Source organism: Erwinia sp. 009765445, assembly GCF_058137865.1.
In genome coordinates this window covers 1-637 of sequence record NZ_JBYUWC010000064.1, presented here as the reverse complement: position 1 = coordinate 637, position 637 = coordinate 1, and the positions used below count along the sequence as shown (strand labels likewise).

Here is a 637-nt window from a genome sequence, read left to right as displayed (position 1 = left end):
TCGCTCTATAGCGGAAACGGCGATGTACAGGGTGAAGCAGCTGTTCGGAGGTTCACTGACGTTGCGTGACTATGATGATCAGGTTGCAGAGGCTCTGGCCATGGTACGTGCGCTGAACAAAATGACGAAGGGAAAGTGTGCGTATTGCCTGAAAACCCAGCCCGCCACAGAGAGGCTCGCCCGAAATCTGATTTATTCAACAAAGCCTCTGAGATTATTTAACGGTGATTTTCACTGTTCTTATAATCGAGTAATCATTTTCCCATTGGCGCCCATATTGAAACATGGCTTTTCCCGTCCCTTTTTCTAACGATTTAAATGTGTCAGTAGTGAATCCACCACAGCCTACCATTCCATCCGGCACTGTTGCAAAGTTCACGATAGGTTGGCCTTTTGTGTTTGCAAGGCCTTATTCAAAGACTCTGCTCACCAGACGCATCTCGCCCAGGGGATCACCATAATAAAATGCTGACGCCTGGCCTTTGCGTAGTGCATGCATCACTTCAATATCTTTGATTGTGGCGTAGGCTGTCTTCATGGATTTAAATCCCAGCGTGGCGCCGATTATCCTTTTCAGCTTCCCGTGATCGCATTCAATGACGTTATTCCGGTACTTAATCTGTCGGTGTTCAACGTC

General features: G+C 47.4%; 2 protein-coding genes and 1 pseudogene. 1 reads left to right on the top strand and 2 read right to left on the bottom strand.

Features of this window, described 5'->3' with window-relative positions:
• A pseudogene (locus AC3Y5R_RS24225) lies at nucleotides 1–130 on the top strand (IS5/IS1182 family transposase); the annotation flags it as partial.
• Between the two features lie 84 nt (nucleotides 131–214).
• Here the strand turns inward: AC3Y5R_RS24225 and AC3Y5R_RS24220 are convergent.
• Together AC3Y5R_RS24220 and AC3Y5R_RS24215 are read right to left on the bottom strand one after the other, a co-directional pair.
• Nucleotides 215–352: a protease inhibitor I42 family protein gene (locus tag AC3Y5R_RS24220; RefSeq protein ID WP_489923426.1), complete on the bottom strand. Its 138-nt coding sequence runs from the start codon at nucleotides 350–352 to the stop codon at nucleotides 215–217.
• A 57-nt stretch (nucleotides 353–409) separates the two neighbouring features.
• Nucleotides 410–637: DDE-type integrase/transposase/recombinase (locus AC3Y5R_RS24215; protein WP_489923425.1), on the bottom strand; the 228-nt coding region annotated here is incomplete at its 5' end.

Coding starts and splice junctions, on each gene's coding strand:
- AC3Y5R_RS24220 (WP_489923426.1), bottom strand. CDS start 352: ATGGTAGGCTGTGGTGGATTCACTACTGACACATTTAAATCGTTAGAA.